This window comes from Pseudomonas fragariae (ex Marin et al. 2024) (genome assembly GCF_059621105.1).
Window position 1 is genome coordinate 1,342,195 of the sequence record NZ_CM184369.1, and the last position, 23,520, is coordinate 1,365,714.

At 60.7% G+C, this 23,520-nt stretch carries 18 protein-coding genes; 4 read left to right on the forward strand and 14 right to left on the reverse strand.

What is annotated here, in order from left to right; genetic code table 11:
- Positions 1-96 precede the first annotated feature (96 nt).
- The 14 genes from gcvT to gap all read right to left on the reverse strand — a co-directional run bounded on the left by gcvT (position 97) and on the right by gap (position 18,183).
- Entirely contained in the window at positions 97-1,221 is a 1,125-nt protein-coding gene (gcvT, locus tag AC54XV_RS06085; protein ID WP_496718136.1) for a glycine cleavage system aminomethyltransferase GcvT, read from the reverse strand.
- 81 nt (positions 1,222-1,302) lie between these two features.
- Positions 1,303-4,167: an aminomethyl-transferring glycine dehydrogenase gene (gcvP, locus tag AC54XV_RS06090; protein ID WP_032656281.1), complete on the reverse strand. Its 2,865-nt coding sequence runs from the start codon at positions 4,165-4,167 to the stop codon at positions 1,303-1,305.
- A 10-nt stretch (positions 4,168-4,177) separates the two neighbouring features.
- On the reverse strand, positions 4,178-4,561 hold the full coding sequence (gene gcvH / locus AC54XV_RS06095) for a glycine cleavage system protein GcvH (protein ID WP_044309187.1): 384 nt from the start codon (positions 4,559-4,561) through the stop codon (positions 4,178-4,180).
- Between the two features lie 325 nt (positions 4,562-4,886).
- On the reverse strand, positions 4,887-7,004 hold the full coding sequence (locus AC54XV_RS06100; protein WP_004406686.1) for a putative bifunctional diguanylate cyclase/phosphodiesterase: 2,118 nt from the start codon (positions 7,002-7,004) through the stop codon (positions 4,887-4,889).
- A gap of 9 nt (positions 7,005-7,013) precedes the next feature.
- Positions 7,014-7,403 (reverse strand): response regulator, encoded by a 390-nt coding sequence (locus tag AC54XV_RS06105; protein ID WP_004406684.1) that lies wholly within the window; start codon positions 7,401-7,403, stop codon positions 7,014-7,016.
- Positions 7,388-9,118 carry a PAS domain-containing sensor histidine kinase gene (locus AC54XV_RS06110; protein WP_011266825.1) on the reverse strand — a complete coding sequence of 577 codons (1,731 nt, stop codon included), beginning with the start codon at positions 9,116-9,118 and terminating at the stop codon, positions 7,388-7,390. The genes AC54XV_RS06105 and AC54XV_RS06110 overlap by 16 nt, the downstream gene beginning before the upstream one ends.
- Before the next feature lie 170 nt (positions 9,119-9,288).
- A complete protein-coding gene (gene gcsR, locus AC54XV_RS06115) occupies positions 9,289-10,797 on the reverse strand; it encodes a transcriptional regulator GcsR (RefSeq protein WP_004406678.1) in 1,509 nt (502 codons plus the stop codon).
- 318 nt (positions 10,798-11,115) lie between these two features.
- Positions 11,116-11,472, reverse strand: coding sequence for a DUF5064 family protein (locus tag AC54XV_RS06120; RefSeq protein ID WP_002552307.1), 357 nt, complete (start codon positions 11,470-11,472; stop codon positions 11,116-11,118).
- Positions 11,473-11,570: 98 nt separating this feature from the next.
- Entirely contained in the window at positions 11,571-12,029 is a 459-nt protein-coding gene (locus tag AC54XV_RS06125) for a YbaN family protein (protein ID WP_004406667.1), read from the reverse strand.
- Positions 12,026-12,640, reverse strand: coding sequence for a biliverdin-producing heme oxygenase (locus AC54XV_RS06130; protein WP_058398975.1), 615 nt, complete (start codon positions 12,638-12,640; stop codon positions 12,026-12,028). Before AC54XV_RS06130 ends, AC54XV_RS06125 begins: the two co-directional genes overlap by 4 nt.
- A 114-nt stretch (positions 12,641-12,754) precedes the next feature.
- Entirely contained in the window at positions 12,755-15,334 is a 2,580-nt protein-coding gene (locus AC54XV_RS06135) for a TonB-dependent receptor (RefSeq protein WP_496718140.1), read from the reverse strand.
- Between the two features lie 121 nt (positions 15,335-15,455).
- Positions 15,456-16,421, reverse strand: a complete 966-nt coding sequence (locus AC54XV_RS06140) for a FecR family protein (RefSeq protein ID WP_496718141.1) — start codon at positions 16,419-16,421, stop codon at positions 15,456-15,458.
- A gap of 59 nt (positions 16,422-16,480) precedes the next feature.
- A complete protein-coding gene (locus tag AC54XV_RS06145) occupies positions 16,481-16,999 on the reverse strand; it encodes an RNA polymerase sigma factor (RefSeq protein ID WP_003415260.1) in 519 nt (172 codons plus the stop codon).
- A 182-nt stretch (positions 17,000-17,181) separates the two neighbouring features.
- Positions 17,182-18,183, reverse strand: a complete 1,002-nt coding sequence (gap, locus tag AC54XV_RS06150; RefSeq protein WP_004406661.1) for a type I glyceraldehyde-3-phosphate dehydrogenase — start codon at positions 18,181-18,183, stop codon at positions 17,182-17,184.
- Positions 18,184-18,402: 219 nt separating this feature from the next.
- On the opposite strand from gap, the gene edd reads away from it, so the two are divergent.
- From edd to AC54XV_RS06170, 4 genes are all read left to right on the forward strand, one after another.
- Positions 18,403-20,229, forward strand: coding sequence for a phosphogluconate dehydratase (gene edd / locus AC54XV_RS06155; RefSeq protein WP_004406660.1), 1,827 nt, complete (start codon positions 18,403-18,405; stop codon positions 20,227-20,229).
- Positions 20,226-21,191 (forward strand): glucokinase, encoded by a 966-nt coding sequence (locus AC54XV_RS06160; protein ID WP_011266830.1) that lies wholly within the window; start codon positions 20,226-20,228, stop codon positions 21,189-21,191. The genes edd and AC54XV_RS06160 overlap by 4 nt, the downstream gene beginning before the upstream one ends.
- Positions 21,192-21,241: 50 nt before the next feature.
- Complete coding sequence (locus AC54XV_RS06165) at positions 21,242-21,979, forward strand: response regulator (RefSeq protein WP_496718143.1); 738 nt, start codon at positions 21,242-21,244, stop codon at positions 21,977-21,979.
- Between the two features lie 61 nt (positions 21,980-22,040).
- Complete coding sequence (locus AC54XV_RS06170; RefSeq protein WP_116828978.1) at positions 22,041-23,447, forward strand: ATP-binding protein; 1,407 nt, start codon at positions 22,041-22,043, stop codon at positions 23,445-23,447.
- Positions 23,448-23,520 lie beyond the last annotated feature (73 nt).

The window sequence follows — 23,520 nt, forward strand, 5'->3', positions numbered from 1 at the left end:
GACAGGCTGTTCACGCGGCTGAAATACTCACGAAACACTGCAGGGGAACAGTGCCCCAGCAACACCGAAGTGTTGCTGTTTTTTTGACGCCGCTATTTAACCGCGGAAGTAACGTTGCGCAACGAAAGGCATTTTTGCAACGAGCATGGGGACTTTCTTGCCGCGCACCATTGCCCACACCGGTGTATTCAGCGCCGTGTAATCGTTATGCAGATAACCCATGGCCAGTGGGCCAGCCAGCGAAGGGCCAAAGCCGCCGCTGCATACCGTGCCGATGACCGCGCCCTGTTCATCGACGATCTCGGTACCTTCGCGCACGGGCGTGCGCTCCTGCGGAAGCAGGCCGACTCGCTTCTTGCTGACACCGCTCTGTTGCTGGGCAAAGATGCGCTCGGCTCCCGGGAAGCCGCCTGCACGCGCACCGTCGGCGCGACGCACTTTGGAAATCGCCCATAGCAGACTGGCCTCGATCGGCGAGGTCTGCGTGTCCATGTCATGGCCGTACAGGCACAGACCGGCTTCCAGCCGCAGCGAATCACGTGCACCCAGACCGATCGGGGCCACTTCCGGCTCATCCAGCAAGCGACGTGCCAGGGCTTCAGCCTGTTCGGCAGGCACCGAAATTTCATAGCCGTCTTCGCAGGTATAGCCCGAGCGACTGACATAGCATTTGACGCCCAGCAGCGTGACGCTGTTGAACTGCATGAAGGTCATTTTGGCGACTTCCGGGGCGAGGCGTGCCAGTACGGTTACAGCGGCAGGCCCTTGCAGCGCGAGCAGGGCGCGTTCTTCAAACAGTGGTTCGATTTTGCAATGCCCGGCCAGGTGCCTGCACAAGTGCGCCAGGTCCTGATCCTTGCAGGCCGCATTGACCACCAGCATCAACTGGTCGTTACCGAGATTGGCAACCATCAGGTCATCGAGAATGCCGCCGTTCTCGTCGGTGAACATCGCGTAACGCTGCATGCCGACCGGCAGGTCAATGATGTCTACCGGCACCAGGGCTTCCAGCGCCTTGGCGGCGTCTGCACCGGTGAGGCGAATCTGGCCCATGTGCGAGACATCGAACAGACCGGCCTGAGCGCGGGTGTGCAGGTGCTCTTTCATTACGCCCGCCGGGTATTGAACAGGCATGTCGTAACCGGCGAAGGGCACCATCTTCGCGCCGAGTTCGCGGTGCAGGGCGTGCAGGGGAGTGGTCAGCAGTGATTCTGTGGACATGTTCGATTCCTTGTTGAGCGGGTCATACCGGTGGCACTGCCTGTGCGTGCAGCGCAATCAGGCAGTGCCAGGCAGCGGCTGTCACGCTTCCTGATAGTTCTCGATGGACGGGCAGGCGCAGACCAGGTTGCGGTCGCCGAAGACGTTGTCGACACGACCGACCGGAGGCCAGTACTTGTTCTCGATCAGTGAATCGACCGGGTACACCGCCTGTTCGCGGCTGTAAGGATGGCTCCACTGGCCGACGATTTCGGCAGCGGTGTGCGGCGCGTTTTTCAGCGGGTTGTCATCCTTGTCCAGGGTGCCGTTTTCAACTGCGCGGATTTCTTCGCGGATCTTGATCATGGCATCGCAGAAGCGGTCCAGTTCTTCTCGGGATTCACTCTCGGTCGGCTCGATCATCAGTGTTCCGGCGACCGGGAACGACATGGTCGGGGCATGGAAGCCGAAGTCGATCAGGCGCTTGGCCACGTCGTCGACGCTGATGCCGCTGCTGTCCTTGATCGGGCGCAGGTCGAGAATGCACTCGTGCGCGACCAGGCCGTTGCTGCCGGTGTAGAGCACCGGGTAATGCTCCTCCAGACGGCGCGAGATGTAGTTGGCGTTGAGAATCGCCAGTTGCGAAGCGCGCTTGAGGCCTTCACCGCCCATCATGCGGATGTACATCCAGGTAATGGGCAGAATGCTGGCGCTGCCGAACGGTGCCGCGCAGACCGCGCCTTCCTTGCGCTCCATGCGGGCATGACCGGGCATGAACGGGGCGAGATGGGATTTCACGCCGATCGGGCCAACGCCCGGGCCGCCACCGCCGTGGGGGATGCAGAAAGTCTTGTGCAGGTTGAGGTGCGACACGTCGCCGCCGAACTTGCCCGGTGCGCACAGGCCAACCATGGCGTTCATGTTTGCGCCATCGATATAGACCTGGCCACCGTTGTCATGAACGATGCCGCAGATTTCGCGAATGCCTTCTTCGAACACGCCGTGGGTCGACGGGTAGGTGATCATGATCGCCGCAAGCTGGTCGCGATGCTGAACGGCCTTGGCGCGCAGGTCTTCGATGTCGACGTTGCCACGTGCATCACAGGCGGTCACCACGACGCGCATACCGGCCATGTTGGCAGTCGCCGGGTTGGTACCGTGCGCCGAGGAAGGGATCAGGCAGATGTCGCGATGTTCGTCGCCACGGCTCTGGTGATAGGCGCGGATCGCCAGCAGCCCGGCGTATTCGCCCTGCGAGCCGGCGTTCGGTTGCAGCGAGATCGCGTCGTAACCGGTTGCGGCACAGAGCATGGCCTCCAGCTCATCGGTCAGTTGCTGGTAGCCGGCGCTTTGCTCGGCCGGAGCAAACGGGTGCAGGTTGCCGAATTCGGCCCAGGTCACCGGGATCATTTCGCTGGCGGCGTTGAGCTTCATGGTGCACGAGCCCAGCGGAATCATGGTGCGATCCAGCGCCAGGTCCTTGTCGGCCAGCTTGCGCAGGTAGCGCATCAGCTCGGTTTCCGAGTGATAGCGGTTGAACACCGGGTGGCTGAGGATCGCTGACTGACGCAACAGCCCGGCCGGCAGGCGTGACTGCACGCTGTCTGCCAGCGCGGCGAAGTCCGGCAGGCTCTGGCCGTCGCTGGCAAAGATTGCCCACAGCGTTTCGACGGCCGACTGCGAGGTGGTCTCGTCCAGTGACAGACCCAGACGCTGGTCATCGATTTCGCGCAGATTGATGTGCCTGGCGCGTGCGGCGGCATGCAGTGCAGCGGTTCTGTCGCCGGTGTGCAGGGTCAGGCTGTCGAAGAAAAATGCCTGCTCGGCCTTCAGGCCCAGCGCGCTCAAGCCTTCGGCAAGAATCGCGGTCAGCTGGTGAACACGATTGGCGATCTGTGTCAGTCCGCGTGGACCATGGTAGACGGCGTACATGCTGGCGATGTTGGCCAGCAGCACCTGCGCGGTGCAGATGTTGCTGGTGGCCTTTTCGCGACGAATATGCTGTTCGCGGGTCTGCATGGCCAGGCGCAAGGCCTGCTTGCCGTGACGGTCCACCGACACGCCGACCAGACGGCCCGGCATGTCACGTTTGAACGCATCGCGGGTCGAGAAGTAGGCCGCATGCGGGCCACCGAAGCCCAGTGGCACACCGAAGCGTTGCGCGCTACCAATCGCCACGTCAGCGCCGAATTCGCCTGGCGGGGTCAGCAGGGTGAGGGCCAGCAGGTCGGCAGCCACGGCGACCAGTGCGTTGGCCGCGTGGAAGCGTTCGACCAGTTCGCGGTAATCGAACACGTCGCCATTGCTGGCCGGATATTGCAGCAGTGCGCCGAAGTAATCGCCGACATCGCCCAGCTCGTGCTCATCGGCCACGACCACGGTAATGCCCAACGGCTCGGCGCGGGTACGCAATACATCCAGGGTCTGCGGGTGGCAGTGGCTGGACGCGAAAAACTGTTGGCTGGCCTTGTTTTTGCTCAAGCGTTTGCAAAAGGTCATTGCCTCGGCGGCGGCGGTGGCTTCGTCGAGCAGAGAGGCGTTGGCAATCGGCAGGCCGGTGAGGTCGCTGATCAGTGTCTGGAAATTGAGCAATGACTCCAGGCGGCCCTGGGAAATCTCTGGCTGGTAAGGCGTGTAAGCGGTGTACCAGGCCGGGTTTTCCAACAGGTTGCGCAGAATCGGTGCTGGCGTGTGGGTGTTGTAGTAACCCTGGCCGATGTAGGTCTTGAACAGCTGATTCTTGCTGGCGATGGCCTTGATCGACGCCAGCGCATCGGCTTCGCTCTGCCCGGCAGGCAGGTTCAGAACGCTGGTGCCCTTGATGCTTTCCGGGATAACGCTTTCGCTCAGCGCTTCGATGGAATCGAAACCCAGTGTTTGCAGCATGGCCAGCTCGTCAGCCGCGCGCGGGCCAATGTGACGGGCAATGAATTCGTTGGCAGTGGTCAGTTCGATACGGTCAGTCATGGCGTGCTCCTCAGGCTTCGGCGTTGGCTTTGATCAGGCGGTCGTAGGCGTCCTGATCCAGCAGGCCGTGAATGGCGTTGGCGTCTTGTGGAACGAAGCGAAAGAACCAGCCCGCACCGAGGGCATCTTCATTGACCAGCTCCGGCGTGGCATCGAGGGCGGAATTGACCTCGACGACTTCACCGTCCAGCGGCATGTTGATGCTGCTGGCGGCCTTCACCGATTCCACCACCGACACTTCAGCGTGTTGAGTGTAGGCCTGTAATTCCGGGAGCTGCACGAAGACCACATCGCCCAGCGATTCCTGTGCGTAGGGCGTAATGCCGACCGTCACGCTGCCGTCGGTTTCGGCACGCAGCCATTCATGGTCAACGGTGAATCGCAAATCGCTCATACAAACTCCTCGGAGAACAGGGCTCGCGCAGGACGCGAACAATATGAGCCATGACCTAGCAATTTAGCGGCCATGTTTCATTTTTCTTTTTAAATCAATGGCTTGTATGTTTTTTGGATGCGCTTGACGATATCGGGTGTAGCGAAAACGCTACAGTCGTCAGGTATTTGAAAATACCTGACTGATCAAGGCCTTGATGCATGGGGAGTGAGCTGTTTTGGAGCGAAATCGTTACGGTGGAGCGTTTTCGTTACGATCGGGCCGGCATGATTGCACCCGGCTACCAATGGCTATCACCCGGAACCCGTCGCTAGCGCGTCGGCAGTTACCCGACGCGGCTTGCCGGTGAGCACAAAAACGTCTCGAGCTCTTCAAGCGGTAATGGCTTGCTGATCAGATAGCCCTGAATTTGATCGCAATGGTTTTCGCGCAGGAACGCCAGTTGCTCTGGGGTTTCAACCCCTTCGGCGATCACCTGCAGGTCGAGGCTGTGAGCCAGCTCGATGATGGCTCTGGCGATGGCCGCGTCCTGTGGGTTGCTGGTCACCTCGCGAATGAATGCGATGTCGATTTTCAGCTTGTCGATAGGAAAGCGGCGCAGGTACGCCAGGCTTGAATAGCCGGTGCCGAAGTCGTCGATGGAAATACTCACGCGGTTGGCTCGCAGTGCTCCCAGGGTGGCGATGGTGTGTGCGGTATTTTCCATCAACGAACTTTCTGTCAGCTCGACCTCAAGCCACTGCGGCGCAACATTGTGTTTTTCGAGGGCCTGACGGATGTCGGCAACCAGGCTGCTGCTGGAAATCTGTTGCCCGGAGATGTTGACCGCGACCTGAAACGAGCCCAATCCGGAGCGTTGCCAGCGCGCAATCTGGGCGCAGACGCTGTCGACCACCCAGTTGCCGACTTCACCGATCAGGCCGAGGCTTTCCAGTACGGGGACAAATACGGCAGGCGAAACGCCTGGATGACCAGGGCGTGGCCAGCGCAACAGCGCCTCAAGTCCGCAGATACGGTCGTTGTTCAGGTCCAGCTTGGGTTGGTAGACGATTTCGAAGGCCTGGTTGCGCACCGCTTCGCGCAGCGCGGCCTCAAGGTCCAGACGGGCCGAAACGTCGGCGTTCATCTGCGGCGTATAGAACCGGTAGTTGTCCGGGCCGATCTTTCGAGCGCTGTTCATGGCGGTGTAGGCATGTCTGATCAGCTCGCGCGAGTCTTCGCCATCCTCCGGGTACAGGGCAATGCCGATGCTGGCGGTCATGACCAGGCTCTGGCCTTCTATGCGGAAGGGCGCTCGCAATGCGTTGCGGATGCGTTCGAGCGTTTGCCGGGTATCCGCCTGGCCGGGACGAAGCATCAGAATCAGGGCGAACTGATCGCCGTCCACGCGGCCGAGGGTGTCGCTGGCATTCAGGCAGTTCGACAGTCGGCGGCTGACTTCCAGCAGCACCTCATCGCCCAGCACATGCCCCCAGGTTTCGTTGATGTTCTTGAAACCGTCGATATTGACCGTCAATGCCGCCAGCTTCCAGCGACTGATGGCCGCCTGGGTCATGCCCATTTGCAGGCTGGTAAAAAACAGATCCCGGTTGGGCAGGCCGGTCAGCGTGTCGTAGTGGGCCATGGTCAGCAGGCGCTGGTCGCTTTCCTTGCGCCGGGTGATGTCGCGCACGATGCCGACGATGACCCAGTCCTCGCCGGTTCGGTAGGCCTGGCGATGGATTTCGACCTCGACATCCCGGCCGCTCTTGTCGCGAATCTGGGTTTCCAGCGGTTCGCTGGGGCCTTTGCCGGCGATGATCTGGTCATACACGACCTCAAGCTGCTCCATGGACGTCTCGCCCAGTTCCGCAGGTGTCTTGTGCGACAGCTCCTCGGCGGTGTAGCCCAGCAACTGGCAGGCCCGGCGGTTGAATTCGATCAGGCTCATGGTGTTGCGGTTGATCAGGAAGATCGCGTCTTCGGAGGCGTCCATTACCGTGCGAAAACGCTCGAGATCGATGGTGCGCTGCTGCAACTGATCTTCGAGGATCAGGCTGTGGCTCTTCAGGTAGTCGCCGAACGCCTTGAGACGCAGCAGGTTACGCACGCGCAGCCACAGTTCGGCGCTGTCCACAGGCTTGTTGAGGTATTCCTCGGCCCCCGCTTCCAGCCCTGAAAGACGGGAACTCTGGTCGTCGAGTGCCGAGAGCATGATGATCGGTATATTGGCGGTGCCCTTTTCGGCCTTGAGCTGGCTGGCGACTTCATAGCCGTCCATGCCCGGCATCATGATGTCCAGCAGAATCAGGTCGGGTGCCTGTCGTTTGATCATGGCCAGCGCCAGCTCGCCTGATTCCGCCGTCAGTGTCCGGTAACCCTGGTTCTGCAAGAGAACCTCCAGCAGGTCCCGGACATGGACGTCGTCATCGATAATCAGGATGGTCGCGGCGCTCTGGGTCATATCGAATGCTCAGGTAATGGGCTGTTGAGGCAGATTTTTTTCCAGCAGGGTGTCGATGACCCGGTACAGCTCCTTGTAGCGCAACGGCTTGATGACATAAGCGTTGCAGCCCGCCAGGCGGATCTTCTCCTTGTCTTCCTTCATGGCCATCGCGGTCAGTGCGACCACCGGGATCGCGGCGGTGCCGGCGTCTTTCTTCAACAGCGCTGTGGCGGTCAGGCCGTCCATTTCCGGCAGATGGATGTCCATCAGGATCAGGTCGGGCTGACGCTCGCGAGCCAGTTTCAGGCCGGTTTCGGCATCGACGGCCGACAGCACAGTGTGCCCGGCGCTGGTCAGCAATAGCTCTGCCAGACGCATGTTCGCCGCATTGTCTTCAATGATCAGGATCTGGGCCATCGCGCCTCCGCTGATTCAGGTGAGCGGATGGGCAGCCAGACCACGAAGCGTGCGCCGAGGTCCTTCACGCTGGCGACCGCGACGCAGCCGCCGTGAAGTTCGGTCAGTTGCTTGACCATCGCAAGACCCAGTCCGGTGCCCTCGAATTTGCGTGCCAGGCCGCTGTCGATCTGGCTGAACGCCTTGAACAGCTTGTTCATGTCGCTTTGGGCGATGCCGATTCCGGTGTCGCTGACACTCAGTTCCAGAAACTGCTCACAGTCACCGGACGCAAGCGCAAACCCGTAGGTCGGCCAGTCGCCATCGATAAGACCCGCCTGGGAAGCCGGCACCAATCGCACCGCCAGCGTCACCCAGCCACCGGGCTCGCTGAATTTCACGGCGTTGGCCAGCAGGTTGTAGACGATCTGCTTGGTCTTGCGTCGATCGAGCTCAAGCTCACCGAATTCGGCCTCTGTTTCCAGTTTCAGCTGAATGTGTTGCAGGGCGGCTTGCTCACGCACGATCAGCAGGCTGTTGCTCAGCAGTTCGTCCAGATCGACCGACTCGAGCTCCAGCGTCATCATGCCGGCCTCGACCTTGGACAGGTCGAGGATGTCATTGATCAGCGACAGCAGGTGCTGGCCGCTGTTGAAGATATCGCCTATGTAGCGTCGCTGGGCATCGGTCATGTCGCCGACCATGCCGTCCCTGAGTGCCTCGGAGAAACCGATCACGGCGTTGAGCGGGGTGCGCAGCTCGTGCGACATGGTGGCAAGAAACTCGGACTTCATGTGGCTGGCGTGTTCCAGCTCGATATTCTTTTCTTCCAGCGTTCGCTCGAAACGCTTGCGCTCGGTCACGTCGCGGGCCGCGGCGAAGACACCCTTGAGCTTGCGGTCACGGTCATGAAAGGTCGCGGCGTTGTAGGACACCACGGTTTCAGTGCCGTCGTAGGCGCGCACGGTGAGTTCGTAGTCACTGACCTTGTGCTCGCTGAGCACGCGCTTGATGGCGGCATCGGCACTCGCCGGGTCGGTGAAGAAGTTCTTGCAGGGCGCGCCGATCAATTCGTCGCGGGTGCGCCCGGTCAGCGCCATCATCTGCTTGTTGACGTCGGAAATGATGCCTTGCGGGTCGGTCATCATCAGCGCATCGATGTTCGATTCGATCAGCGAACGGGTATAGAACTGTTGGTCCCGCAAGCGCTGATCGAGCAAGGCCTGAGCTTCTTCCTCCTGCTTGCGCGCGGTGTTGTCGGTGCCGATCAGCAGATAACCGATGATGGTTTCGGCGCTGTCGCGCAGTGACGTGACCGAGACCATGGCCGACAGGCGGCTGCCATCCTTGCGGATGTAGGTCAGTTCGTAGATGTCTTCGATGCCGCGCGAAGCCTTGAATACCAGGGCTTCGAAACCCGGCGTGATGGGCGTGTTGAGTTCATGGCTGAGGGCCGCCGCGCGGATGATGAGCTCGGCGGGGTCGGAGATGTCCGCAGGTGTGATCTTGTCGACCACGTCTTCGGAGTGATAGCCGAGCATCCGTTCGGCGCCGACATTGAATATCTGGATAACGCCGTGCTCATCGGTTGCGATGCTGGAGAAGTAGGCGCTGTTGAAAATTGCGTCCTGCAGCGCGCCGGTCTTGAGAAGGATTTTCTGACGGCGAGATTCGACGATTTTTTCAGCGCGAGACTGAGCGTCGACAAGCGGGCGGTCCACTGGCGAGGTTGGCATATGACTTCCCGGTACTACCTGACCTTTTTGCCATTACGGCCGTAATCACACTACGGACATCCATTCAAATGGATGATAAGAGGTTCATGGACGATACCAGATCGTTATCGGCAAACTAGTTATTAAATGAATCCTTTCGGAATATATTTTCGATGAGCGACTTCAATCGACTAACGCTTGCCAGGAATTCCATATTTTCGCAGGCGATGAGCGATGGCGGTGTGCGAAGTATGCAGGCGATTGGCCAGTTGGCGGGTGGAAGGGTAATCCGCGTAAAGCTTTTCCAGCAGATTCCGCTCGAAGGCTTCGACGGCATTTTCGAGGCTGTCGATCGGGCTGTCGTTCTGGCGCGCCACTGCGGTGCCGGCGATATCCAGGTCGCCTATATCCACTTGAGTGTGTTCGCAGATGGCAGCTGCGCGAAAAATCACATTCTGTAATTGCCGCACATTGCCTGGCCAGCGGTTGCCGAGCAGTGCAGGGTAGGTGCCGGGTGCAAGTCTGCAGACCGGGCGCTGAATCTGTGCGCATGCCTGCTCCATGAAGTATCGGGCCAGCAGCAGAATGTCCTGACCGCGCTCGCGCAACGGTGGAACCTCAAGATTGAGGACATTAAGGCGGTAGAACAGGTCTTCACGGAAGGTGCCTTCGCTGACCATCTTTTCCAGATCGCGGTGGGTGGCGCTGAGAATGCGCACATTGACCCGTACTTCGCGATCGCCACCGACGCGCCGGAAGCTGCCATCGTTGAGAAAACGCAGCAGTTTGGCCTGCAGATAGGGTGACATTTCGCCGATTTCATCGAGAAATACGCTGCCCTGGTTGGCCAGCTCCATCAATCCCGGTTTGCCGCCACGCTGTGCCCCGGTAAACGCTCCCGGGGCGTAGCCGAACAGTTCGCTTTCGGCGAGGTTCTCCGGCAACGCCGCGCAGTTGAGGGCCAGAAACGGTTCGCCGTGGCGTGCGCTGCTGGCGTGACAGGCCCGGGCGACCAACTCTTTGCCGGTGCCGGTTTCGCCCTGAATCAGCAGCGGTGCGTCCAGCGCCGCCACCCGTTGCGCGCGTGCCTTGAGAGTGCGGATGGCGGCCGAGTCGCCGAGCAGAGCGTCGAAACCTTCGGCGTGATCATGGTGCAATGCCGACAGGCGTTCGCCGATTCGGCTGGGCAGGTACAGGGTAATCAGCGCACCGGCCTCGGTGATCGGCGTGGCATCCAGCAGCAGTGCTTCACCATTGAGGGTGATCTCGCGCAGCGGCAGGCGAAAGCCGTTTTCCAGCAACGCGACGTGCAGACTGGGGTCGCTGAACAGCTCACCGATCGATTCGCCCGCCGGCTCCCTGCCGATCAGTGCAATGAGTGCCGGGTTGGCCAGCAGCACGTGCCCGGCGCTGTCCAGAGCCAGCACCGGATCGGTCATGGCGGCGAGCAACGCGTCCAGCTGCAAGTGGCGACGCTGACCCGGAAGGATGTCGACCACGGTGATCGCTTCCACACCACGGACCCGAAACAGCGCGTCCTTGAGCTCTTCGAGCATTTGATGGCTGAGCGTCGGCGCATCGATGTACACGTTGGGCGGTACCATCTCCACCGCGTCCAGATTCAGATTGCGTCCACCCAGAATCGCCAGCACTTCCTGGGTGATACCGACGCGGTCGATGAAGCTGACATGGATGCGCATGAGGCGTTGACGGTTCGCGAATGAGAAGGCGGCAAGTATGCCTTGTGGCGGCCGGTTTGGTGAAATCTGCTGGTGTCCTTGCAGACACCTGTCACTCCTCACGCTCCTGCAGGCGCCTATCGTTCCTCACGCTCCAGCGTGGGAATGCCCTTCGTGACGCTCCGCGTCATGGATTTATGCCATGTCGCCTATTCAGGCGAGGACGCAGAGCGTCCAGAACGGCATACCCACGCGGAGCATGGGCACGATGGTGTTTTCCGATGCCTGATTCCTCCCGCTACTGCCCGCTGGTGTTCTCCAGGCCTCGGCTGCGCTGGCTTACTCCAGATGCTCCGGTTTAACCGGGTCGCCTGACTTGGCGTGGAGTTTGTCGCGAATGTCCGCGAACATTCGGTCATAGTCCTTGTGCTGGGCGATGGGCAGTGCGGCCGAGTTGGGCAAGCCGTGCCTTATCGCGATGCGACTCGCGTCATGGGCGAAGTTGAAGGCAAGGTCACGGGGCAACTGGAATTGCTCCTCGAACGGCTTGCCGTTGATTTCGCCCTGCATGGTGAAGTGCATGGACGTGCCTTGCTTGGGATCTTCCTCCACGTTGTAGCGCAAGTGGATGTCATAGCTGATATCCGACGGTTGAAGCGCCACGTGGGTGAGGTGCAGATGGCCTGGCTCGTACATGAAGTGACTCCATCAAGGGGTGAGTGTGCTCAGTCTGACACTGACCGAGACAGGACGGTTCAGCCTTGCGCAGGGTGCCACGCGCATCATGCCTGCGCTCAACGCTCTATCTTGTCCGGCTCCGGCCTCGACCAGATCCATAGATTGCCCAGCGCCATCCCCGTGAGTGCCAGGTACAGCCACCAGGCATGGCCGATCAGGCTCAGCATCACCACGGCACAGACAAGCATGCTGATGGTAGCGCTGATCTTGGCCTTGCGCGCGACCAGTCGGCCGTTACGCCAGTTGTACAGTATCGGTCCGAACACCCGGTGATTTTCCAGCCAGGCGTTCAGTCGCGGCGAACTGCGTGTTGCCGCCCAGGCGGCCAGCAGAATGAACTCGGTGGTTGGCAGGCCGGGAACGAAGATCGCAACGATGCCTATGCCCAGCGCGGTGTAGGCGAGGATGCCGTATAAAAGGCGTGAAAGTCTTGAGCCGGGTGGTTTGTACGTCATGGTCTCTACAGGCAGGTTCGGGGAGCCCGGCCAGCTTAACAGCACCGGGCGCTTTTTCATGCCTGTGCCATGTCTGCAACGGGAGCATCGGCGTAGGCGCACTGCAGCAACACGTTGAAACGCTCGAATGCGGCGATGGCGCCGCGATCGAGTTCTGCTTCCTGTTCGGCAGTCAGTGGCAGTTCATCAAGCGTTCGGACAAAGGCTTTCCAGCCTGCAGCCCGGCCTCCGGCAGGCTCGCCCAGGTGCCGCGCGCCGAAGCTGTCGCTCAGGTTCAGGGCCTGGGCACGTTTGATCAGGAATGCTGCACCGAGCTTGGAGCCCTCGGAGACGAACAGCCAGCCGAGCGCTTCAGCGCTGCTCGGCTTTTGTACCGCGCCCGCCACCGGCAGGGGAAGGTCCATGTTCAGGTCGGCAAGGTCTGCTCTGGCCTGTTCGGCCCGGCAGCGGGCCGGCAGGTCGCTGATGATCGTTTGAAGCGCGGGGTCGCTGTACAGGGGTTGCAGCTCTTTCTGGAACAGGTACTGGGCAACCACGAAGCGCGAATAGCTGGCCAGGGTGTCAAACGGCGCATGTGCCTTGACCGCCTTGTCGAGCTGTTCATGCAGCGCGTGGGTGATCTGGCTCAGGCGTTGCGAACGCAGGGTCGGTCGGTTCTGATCAAGGGGCATCGTAGTCTTCCTTGCTGAAAAAGGGCTTGTTGAATAGACGAACAGTCAGGCCCGAAAGCGTAAAAAAAGGCTGCCGCTCGATCATCCAGCGGCGGCCTTCAGAGACGTTCGGGCTCAGATGTCCCACACCACATTGACGCTGAAATTGCGTCCCGGCTGGGTCAGGCGATCGAGGTTGGCGGGTGCGGTTACGCCGGCTTCTCCCACGCCGTCGTAGCCGCGCACATCGTCCCAGCGCCAGTATTTTTTATCGGTCAGGTTGTACAGGCCTGCGTTGACGGTCACGTCATCACTGACCTTGTAGTAGCCGGTCAGGTCCAGAATGCCGAAGCCCGGTGTCCTGAACTGGCTGGAGGTGCCGTCCGGCGTGTGGAAGTTGCTGTCATCCACGCGGTTCTTGCGCTTGACCAGAGTCCAGCTCAACAGACCGCCGTAGTGATCGCGGTCATAACCGAGCCCCATGACACCGGTCAGCGGGTTGACGCTGTTGAGCGGCTCGCCCGTGTCGTCGTTGCGGCCGTGCAGATAGGCGACCGAGGCCTGGCTGTAGAGACCGTTCGGCGCACCCAGGCTGTCGAGGTTCAGACGGCCTTTGAGTTCGGCGCCTTTGAGGGTGGCGTGGCGTATGTTGTTGGACTGGAAGGTGAGTTCGCTGTAGCCGGGAGTGATGGCGTCTTCGTTGATGAAGTCGCGGTACTTGTTGTAGAACACCGCGATGTCGAACGAGCCGGACTCGAAGCGACCGCGCAGCCCGGTTTCGTAACTTTTACTCGTTTCGGGCTTCAGGTTCGGATTGGGCTCGACCACGTACCCGGCGGTCGGGTTTGCGAAGCGTCCGTACAGTGACTTGGCTGAAGGCGTGCGGAAGCCCTCGGCATACTGGCCGTACCACGTGTAGGCATCGCTGAGTGCGTACGTCACGCCCAGCTTGGGTGACAGGCGATGCCAGGTTCGCGTTTCATCGTTCGCTTGGTCTGGGTCGGTCAGGCTGACCGATCTGAGGAATTGCGAGGTGAATGTCGGATCGAGCCGGGTATGGTCGTAGCGCACGCCGGGCAGGAAGGTCCAGTCATTCCAGCTGATCTGGTCCTGCGCAAACAACGCGTAGCTGGTGATGGTCGGGTCGGGGAAATCACTCGTTGCGGCCAGTCGGTCACTCGGGCTGTCTGCACCGACAGCGCGGCAGGAGCCGAAGACTCGCGCACAAGTGCCGCTGCCGCTGCGCAATCCGGTCACTTTCTGGCGCTTGATCGTTGTGCCGTAGGTCAGCACGTGGTCGGTGCTGGCAACGGAGAATGCCTTGTCCAGCTGGGCATCGAACACCCACTGCTTTTCCTGATACTGCGTGTCGCGTTCACGAATGACATCGCGGGAGAACGGAAAGTAACGTTCCCGGGTGCTCTGATCGGTTTTCGCGATCTGATAGTTCAAGCTCCACTTGACGTTGTCGACCAGCAGGTTGTCGAGGGCGAAGCTGTTTTCGATCCCAAAGCGCTCGCGGGTGATGGTGTCGTTACCTTCGCGCGCCTGATACATCCCCAGACCGCTGCCGTTGGCGAATGGCCCGCCGACTGCGCTTTTCAGATTGCTGTCGCGGTCGTCCTTGTACTTTTCATAGGCCAGCGCCAGACGCGAACCGTCGCCGTAATTCCAGCCCAGTTTGCCCAGCACATTGGTACTGCGCGCATCCTCAGGGTTGGCTTGCGTGCGGCTCAATCCGCTACCGCCGGTGCTGCCATAGGATTCGGTTTCATGGCCATTGCGCTGGCTGAGGTGCAGCAAGCCGTCGAACTCGCCCTGACGGCCTGCGACGGTGGCCGAGTTGAGCCAGCTTTGGTCTGCCGAGCTGTAGCCGGTTTTCAACCGTGCGCCGACATCCTTGCCGGGCTTGATGATGTCGTCCGGGTCCAGTGTGTAGTAGCTGACCACACCACCAATGGCGCTGCTGCCGTAGAGGGCCGAAGCGGGACCGCGGAGGATTTCCACGCGCTTGACGATCTCCGGGTCGACATAGTTGCGGTGAGTCTGTGCATAGGGACCGGTGAAAAAGCTGTCGGGCACCTCGACGCCGTCGACCTGGGTCAGGATCCGGTTGCCGTCGATGCCGCGAATGTTATAGCCGGTCGTGCCCGCACGCTGGCCTGCGCCACCCACCGAAACCCCAGGCTCGTAACGCACCAGGTCGCGGAGCGTGTTGACGTTGTCGCGGTCCAGTTCCTCACGGGAATGTACGCTGACAGTGCTCGGCACCGTGGCGACATCCTGGGCCTGGCGTGTGGCGCTGACAGTGATCTGATCCAGCGCCATGACGCCAGCGGTGGGGGCGCGTTTTTCCAGCACGACGCTGTTGTTGCCCAGATTGCGGTAGCTCAGCAAGCTTCCGGAAAGCATGCTGTCCAGCGCCTGGGCAGCGCTCAGTTCCCCGCTGGCCCCAGGGGAGATGACGTTTTGGGCCAGGCCCGCCGACATGCCTGCCTGCCAGCCGGTCACGCGGCTGAACTCGTTCAGCGCCGATACCAGGGGTTGCTGACTGATCGAGAAGGGGTAGGTGGCCGCCGGGCGGGTCGCATGAGTACTTTCACTGGCAGCACTGGCGTTTGTCAGCTGCAGACTGGCGCCCAGTACCGCAATCGTCAGCAGAGAAAGCGTAAGCCTTGCGCGTTGTCGGGCGACAGGCGTGAACGTGGATGACATCGGTAGCGCTCCCTGGGGTGTTGCTCGTCATAGTGTTTACAAGCTGTTTCACAATGAGAATCAGTTGCATTGGCTATGACTAGACGAACGGCCAGTCGCTATCGAGTAAAAAAACTTTTCTTCAGTTGAGAATCACCAGCGCGGGCATTTCGTGAATGCTTGCCGACGTGATCTGCGCCAGCGAACGCACCACGTCGAGCGGGTTGTCCAGGCGGTAGTTGCCGGTTACGGCAACACGGTCCAGTTGCGCATTGGTGCTGACGATCCAGCCTGGATAGTAACGGCGCAGCTCAGCCAGTATGTCGCCCAGCGGGGAGTTGTCGAATATCAGTCGGCCCTGCACCCAGGCCAGGTCCCGGGCCGGGTCAAGCTTTTCACGCTGCCCAAACCCGTCAGGCCCCACGCGAACGCTGTCTCCAGCGCCCAGACTGAGGCTGGAGTCGCCATGGCTGGCGTGCACGTCGACAGCGCCGCGTTGCACGTGTACCTGCGCGACGCCGTTCAGGTAGCGCACCGAAAACGCGGTGCTGTTGGCGCTCATGCGCACCGGGCCTGCTTCGATTTCCAAGGGCAGCCCGGGCCTGGGCGTGACATCGAAGAAGGCTTCACCCTGGTACAAGCGGGCAGAGCGCTGTTTTTCTCCGACCTGACTGGAGAAAGCCGAATCAGTATTGAGCAGCACCTTCGAGCCGTCCGCCAGTTCCAGGCGCTGGCGTTCACCGACGACCGTCAGATGATCGGCCTGCAGGCGCAAGGGCAGATTGCTGAAGCTGAACAACCCCAACAGCAGCACCGCAGCAGTGGCCAGAGGTTTCCAGTGGGAACGGGCACGCTGCCATGCCGAGCGCTTGCGCGGTGGTGCGATATTTTCGGCTGCGCACCGAACCGGCTGCGAGCTCCAGAGCGTCCGGGCCTTCTCGAATGCGCGAGCGTGGTCGGGATCGGCATTCAGCCATTCCTGAAAACGCGCCTGATGCGCATCGTCTGCGCCTTCCAGCTCGATCAGCCAGGTCAGGGCCTGATCCATTGCAGCGTTGCTCAACACGTCCTGCGCGATCGCGTGCGGACGTTCTGTTTTCGGGGCCACGGTGTTCCTCGGCAATCCTGAAACTGTATCGATATGAGTGTGGCAGCGTGCGGCAGGGTTCAGGGCGGGTCAAGCCTGGAAAGGACGCCTATGCAGATCGCCATGATCAGTTTCAATTCTTTTTGTACGGTACTGGCAGAGACCTGCAACTGCTCGGCAATTTCCAGATAGCTGCGGCCATCGAGGCGGCTGAGGGTAAAGATTTTCTGCTGGCGCGGGCTCAGCGTGCTCAGACTGGCGCTCAGGTTCTCCAGCAGGCGCTTGGCGTGTGCAGCATCTTCGGGCGAGCCCAGCTGGGCCACGACATTTTCGAGCCGTGCAGGCGACACGTCTTCGAGCATGGTGCGGCCGTGGATGCGCCGCGCACGCAAATGATCCAGCGCCAGGTTGCGAGCGGTCTGGAAAACGAAGGGTTCAAGATGAGCGACCGGGTGTTCGGTCAATGCACGGCTGACGCGCAGCCAGGTTTCCTGAAGCAGGTCTTCAGCAGCGCTTTGATTGCCAACCATGCGTTGCAGAGTACGTAACAGGACCGGGCGCTGGGCCAGAAACACGTTGTTGAAGTCTGAGTGCGACACGAAGGAGCCCGACCGGAGATTCGAGCAAATGATAATGCTTCTCATCTTCTGGGCGGGTCAAGCCTGGATCTGTAAATATTTGTCCGCCAGAGGCGCGCTCAAGACCGCGCGAGGACGCCCGAAGCCGCATGCCCACGCAGTGCATGGGCATGAGAGCAGGCGCTTGTCTGGACGTCTGTCCTTTACTGCGCGTTATGCAGTGCCAGGCAGTTGTCGAGCATGCGATTGGAAAACGCCCATTCGTTGTCGTACCACGACAGTACCTTGAGCAGCTTGCCGCTGACCTTGGTGTGGTTGGCGTCGAAGATCGACGACAGCGGGTTGTGGTTGAAGTCGTGGGAGACCAGCGGCAATGAGTTGTAACCGAGCACTTTGGAGTGCTGACTGGCTTCTTTCATCAGCGCGTTGACTTCATCGGCGGTGGTTTCGCGCTTCAGGGTCACGGTCAGGTCGACCAGCGAAACGTTGATGACCGGTACGCGCACAGCCATGCCGGTGAGTTTGCCTGCCAGCTCCGGCAGTACCAGACCTACCGCTTCGGCAGCGCCGGTCTTGCTCGGGATCATCGACTGCGTGGCCGAGCGGGCGCGGTACGGATCGGTGTGATAGACATCGATCAGGTTCTGGTCGTTGGTGTAGGCATGAATGGTGGTCATCAGACCGTTTTCGATACCCAGCTCGCGATGCAGTATTTGAGCGACCGGTGCCAGGCAGTTGGTGGTGCACGAGGCGCTGGAGATGATCTGGTGCGACTGGCGCAGCGTGTCGTGGTTGACACCATAGACGATGGTGGCATCGGCACCGCTGGCTGGCGCGGAGATAATCACCTTGCGGGCGCCGGCGGTGAGGTGCGCGGCAGCCTTGTCACGGCTGGTGAACAGACCGGTGCATTCGAACACCACGTCGATGTCCTGCGCTTTCCACGGCAGCTCGGCCGGATTGCGAATGGCACTGACCGAAATACGGTCACCATTGACGGTCAGGCTGTCCTTGTCGCACTCGACCGTGCCGCTGAAAGGGCCGTGTACGGTGTCGAAGCGCAGCAGGTGTGCGTTCATTTCGCTGTCGCCAAGATCGTTGATGGCGACGACCTGCAGGTCCTGGCGGTAGCCTTGGGTATACAGTGCGCGTAGGACGTTGCGGCCGATGCGGCCAAAACCGTTGATTGCGATACGAAGAGTCATACAGCCGTCCTTCTGAATTTGTTGTTGGAATTACAAGATTATTCTCATAGAAATAGAAAACAAGCCTTTTTAGTGGCAATATTTTGTTTTATCTACAACTACAAGCCTGAAAGGCCCTCCCAGTTGATCGAGATCAGGGTTTTGCTCCCTGACAGTCACTGCTCGAAAACCGGAGCCGTCTTTACGGGTGACCTTAGACGTTAGCCTGGAGTTCATCACATGCATCCCCGCGTCCTTGAAGTAACCGAGCGTCTCATCGCCCGCAGTCGCGATACCCGTCAGCGCTACCTTCAATTGATTCGCGGCGCAGCGAGCGATGGCCCGATGCGCGGCAAGCTCCAATGCGCCAACTTTGCCCATGGCGTCGCCGCCTGCGGACCGGAAGACAAGCAAAGTCTGCGTCTGATGAACGCCGCCAACGTGGCCATCGTCTCTTCCTACAACGAGATGCTCTCGGCGCATCAGCCCTACGAACACTTTCCAGCCCAGATCAAACAGGCTTTACGTGACATTGGTTCGGTCGGTCAGTTTGCCGGCGGTGTGCCGGCCATGTGCGATGGCGTGACCCAGGGTGAGCCGGGCATGGAGCTGGCCATTGCCAGCCGTGAAGTGATTGCCATGTCCACGGCGATTGCCTTGTCACACAATATGTTCGACGCCGCCATGATGCTGGGCATCTGCGACAAGATCGTGCCCGGCCTGATGATGGGCGCCTTGCGGTTCGGTCATCTGCCGACCATTTTCGTGCCCGGCGGGCCGATGGTTTCAGGCCTCTCCAACAAGGAAAAAGCCGACGTACGGCAGCGTTATGCGGAAGGCAAGGCCACCCGCGAAGAGTTGCTCGACTCGGAAATGAAGTCGTATCACGGTCCGGGAACCTGCACCTTCTACGGCACCGCCAACACCAACCAGCTGGTGATGGAAGTCATGGGCATGCACCTTCCCGGTGCCTCGTTCGTCAATCCCTATACACCCTTGCGTGATGCGCTGACGGCCGAGGCGGCCCGCCAGGTAACGCGTATGACCAAGCAAAGTGGCAGCTTCATGCCGATCGGCGAGATCGTCGACGAGCGCTCGCTGGTCAATTCCATCGTTGCGCTGCACGCGACTGGCGGCTCGACCAACCACACGCTGCACATGCCGGCCATTGCCCAGGCCGCCGGCATTCAGCTGACCTGGCAGGACATGGCCGATCTGTCGGAAGTGGTACCGACCCTCAGTCACGTCTACCCCAACGGCAAGGCCGATATCAACCACTTCCAGGCGGCAGGCGGCATGTCGTTCCTGATTCGCGAGCTGCTGGCTGCCGGCCTGCTGCACGAAAACGTCAACACCGTGGCCGGTTACGGCCTGAGCCGTTACACCAAGGAGCCGTTCCTGGAAGACGGCAAACTGGTCTGGCGTGAAGGGCCGCTCGAAAGCCTCGATGAAAATATCCTGCGGCCGGTTGCCCGTCCGTTCTCGCCGGAAGGTGGCCTGCGGGTCATGGAAGGCAACCTGGGGCGCGGCGTGATGAAAGTGTCCGCCGTGGCTCCGGAACATCAGATCGTCGAAGCGCCGGCCAAGGTGTTCCAGGATCAGAAGGAACTGGCCGATGCCTTCAAGGCGGGTGAGCTGGAGTGCGATTTCGTCGCTGTGATGCGCTTTCAGGGCCCGCGCTGCAATGGCATGCCCGAGCTGCACAAGATGACGCCGTTTCTGGGGGTCCTTCAGGATCGCGGGTTCAAGGTTGCGCTGGTCACCGATGGACGCATGTCGGGCGCCTCGGGCAAGATCCCGGCGGCGATTCATGTCTGCCCGGAAGCGTTCGATGGTGGCCCATTGGCTCTCGTGCGTGATGGCGATGTGATTCGTGTGGATGGTGTAAAAGGCACGTTACAAGTTCTGGTCGAAGCGTCAGAATTGGCCGCCAGAGAACCGGCCATCAACCAGATCGACAACAGTGTCGGCTGCGGTCGCGAGCTTTTTGGATTCATGCGCATGGCCTTCAGCTCCGCAGAGCAAGGCGCCAGCGCCTTTACCTCTAGTCTGGAGACGCTTAAGTGAAGTTGGCCCTGGTCGGTGATATAGGCGGTACCAATGCACGTTTTGCCATTTGGGAAAACAGCACGCTGCATTCTGTCCGGGTATTCCCGACCATTGACTACGCGGGTCCGGAGAAGGCCATCGAAGTCTATCTGCAAGACCTGGAGCTGCAGCGCGGCGATATCGGTCATGTATGCCTGGCGGTCGCCGGACCGGTCGACGGTGATTTTTTTCAGTTCACCAACAGCCACTGGCAATTGAGCCGCGAGGCGTTTTGCGCCGACCTGCAGGTCGATGAACTGCTGTTGATCAACGACTTCACCGCCATGGCGCTGGGCATGACCCGGCTCAAGGACGATGAATACCTGACGGTCTGCCACGGTGTCGGCAAGCCTGACCGGCCGCGCGTGGTGGTGGGGCCGGGGACCGGGCTGGGCGTCGGTACGCTGATCAAACTCGAAGGCAGTCGCTGGATGGCGTTGCCGGGCGAGGGCGGGCATGCCGATCTGCCCATCGGGACTGCGCGCGAGGCGCTGCTGTGGACACGGCTGATGGCCGAACACGAGCATGTCAGCGCCGAGGTCGTGCTCAGCGGTGCCGGCTTGCTGTTGCTGTATCAGGTCAGTTGCGCGCTGGACGATATCGAGCCGGTGCTCAAATCGCCTGCGGCGATCACCACCGCCGCGCTCTCGGGCGACCCGGTAGCCGCGGCAGTGCTGGAGCAATTCTGCGTGTTTCTCGGCAGAGTGGTCGGCAACCATGTGCTGGCCCTGGGCAGCCTCGGCGGGGTTTATATCGTCGGTGGCGTGGTGCCGCGCTTTACTGAGTTCTTCATCAACAGCGGGTTCAAGCGCGCCATGGCCGAGAAGGGCGTCATGAGCGACTATTTCAAAGGTCTGCCGGTGTGGCTGGTAACGGCCGAATACCCTGGCCTCATGGGGTCGGGTGTGGCCCTGCAACAGGCGTTTGGTGCGCAGATCTGAGCGATATGGCATAACAACAAGAATTCACAGCCAGACAAGGACGCTTCAACTTGAGCCCAGTCAGTAAATCGATCCTGTTGGTGGATGACGATCAGGAAATTCGCGAGTTGCTGGACACCTACCTGAGCCGCGCCGGTTTCCAGGTGCGCACGGTGGGTGATGGCGCGGATTTCCGCCGGGCGTTCAATGAGCAGCCAAGCGACCTGCTGATCCTTGACGTCATGCTGCCCGATGAAGACGGTTTCAGTCTGTGTCGCTGGATCCGCCAGCATCCGCGCCAGCCGCATGTGCCGATCATCATGTTGACTGCCAGTTCTGACGAGGCCGACCGGGTCATCGGCCTGGAGCTGGGAGCCGATGATTATCTGGGCAAGCCGTTCAGTCCGCGCGAGCTTCAGGCGCGCATCAAGGCGCTGTTGCGACGTGCCCAGTTCGGTCAGGAGCGTCCGGGTGGCGATGTGATCCTGTTTGATGAGTGGCGACTGGACATGGTCAGCCACCGGCTGTTTCACAATGACGGCGAAGAGGTGATTCTGTCCGGCGCCGACTTCGCACTGCTCAAACTGTTTCTCGACAACCCCCAGCAGATTCTCGACCGCGACACCATCGGCAACGCCACGCGTGGGCGAGAGCTGATGCCGCTGGAGCGGATCGTCGACATGGCGGTCAGCCGCCTGCGTCAGCGTCTGCGCGACACCGGCAAGTCGCCGCGTCTGATCCGTACCATTCGTGGCAGTGGTTATCTGTTGGCCGCGAACGTCAACTCGCAGACGGGCAACGGCTATTAAACCGACAGGGGCAGGCGCGAAGAGAACCGGCCTGCCGCTGCCGCGCTCGTTGTTGGGCCGCATGTTGCTGCTGACCTTGCTGGCGGTTCTGCTGGCTCAGGCGCTGTCCAGCGTGATCTGGCTGTCACAGCTACGTGCCACGCAGATGGAGGGCCTGGTAACCAGTGCGCGCAGTCTGGCGTACTCGATGGCGGCCAGTGTCAGCTACTTTCGCTCATTGCCGCTGGCTTACCGGCCGATGGTGCTCGACCAGTTACGCAGTATGGGCGGCACACGCTTCGTGGTGTCACTCAACGATCATCCGCTGGACATGCAGATCATGCAGCCCACTCCTCGCAAGCAGGCGGTGCTGGACGTGGTGGGCGAAGTGCTGCGCCAGCGTCTGGGCAATGGTCCGGACATCACCGTATGGTTTGCGCGGCCCGAAGATCTGCGGATTTTCAACAGCGGCCTGAAGCTCGACGAGTTGCCGCGTTCCTGGGCCCATTACGCGCTGACGCTTGAGCCGGTGAACCCGCCGGTGCTGGTCACGCAAATCGAAATGGCGCCCGGCGAGTGGTTCTACATCGCCTCGCTACTGCCTGAACCCTACACCTCGCTGGAGGAGCAGGAACTGCCCCTTCAGCAAGTGTCGTTCATTGTCCTGACCAGCGCATTTCTGCTGTTGTTCATCGGGTTGCTGGTGCATTGGCAGAGCCGTCCGCTCAAGCGCCTGGCGCGGGCCGCACGGGACATGTCGCTGGGCGCGGATGTCGAGCCTGTGGTCGACGGCGGCGGCAGCGAAGTCATCGAGGTCAGCCGGGCATTCAACGCCATGCGCACGCGGATCAGCCGCTACCTGACCGAGCGAGGCCAGCTGTTCAGTGCCATCTCCCATGATCTGCGTACGCCCATCACGCGTTTGCGCCTGCGGGTCGAGTTGCTCGAGGATGAGCAACTGCAACGCAAATTCAGTCGCGATCTGGACGAACTGGAATTGCTGGTCAAAGGCGCGCTGCAGTGCGTCAAGGACACCGATATCCATGAAAACATCGAGCCGGTGGACCTCAATGCGCTGCTTGAATGTCTGGTCGAACCCTGGCTGCTCGCTGATGGCAATGGACGTGTCACGCAGCAGGGTGAGGCACAGGCTGCCTATTCAGGCAAACCGCTGGCGCTCAAGCGCTGCATTGGCAACCTGATCGACAACGCGCTCAAATACGGTGACCGCGCGCACCTGAAGGTCGAAGACGATGCCCGCGCGTTCGTGCTGCATGTCGACGACGAAGGCCCTGGCGTTCCCGAGCAGCGCCTTGAGCACGTTTTCGAACCGCATTTCCGCCTGGCAGGCAATCAGCAGCAGGGCTACGGCCTTGGCCTGGGCATCGCTCGCAACATTGCCCACAGTCATGGCGGCGAAGTCAGCCTGCAGAACCTGCGTGACGGAGGGCTGCGGGTAACGTTGTACCTGCCGAGAACTGCGGAATGACTGGTTGGGAAGTGGCTTTTGGCTAGTGGTTGCAATCGGATTTAAATTGTCACCATCCTGTGACAATTGCGCG